The 549-nt window shown below is 47.2% G+C and carries 1 protein-coding gene; it reads right to left on the reverse strand.

The window, feature by feature from the left end:
- The coding region (locus R7Q48_RS30150) for a PTS transporter subunit EIIC (protein ID WP_318134075.1) at positions 1-549 on the reverse strand (549 nt) is incomplete at both ends.

A 549-nucleotide genomic window follows, 5' to 3' on the forward strand; every position in this document is an offset into this window, starting at 1 on the left:
GGGATGAACAATGTTGGGTTCATTACGATTGGGCTACCAAAAATCACTGGTTCATTAATTTGGAAGAAGCCAGGAACCGCACTCATTCGGCCGATACTCTTTAGGTGAACAGAGCGGCTAAATGACATCAGTAGAACCAACGCTAACGTCGCACCAGAACCACCAATGAAGATATAGAAGTCCCAGAACGGCTGAGTGAAGATATTCGGAACAGGCTGCCCAGCAACAAATGCGTCGATGTTTCCACTGATGTTTGTTAGAAAGATTGGCGATAGAAGGCCAACCACAATCGCGGCACCATGAATCCCTGCAAACCAAAGTAATTGACACATCAGTAGCGCACCAATGATGGCAGGCAAAGTATTTGATGCGCTGATTAATGGCTTGAACATCGCCATAACTGCATCAGGAATCAACATGTCGTATTGGGTTTGAACGAAGATGCTTAATGGGTAAAGCGTGACAAACACAGCTAGAACAGGCAGTAACACCTCGAAAGAACGCGCGATCGCAGGCGGCACCTGCTCTGGCATGCGAATCGTGATGTTG

It is taken from the genome of Vibrio sp. 378 (assembly GCF_033339435.1).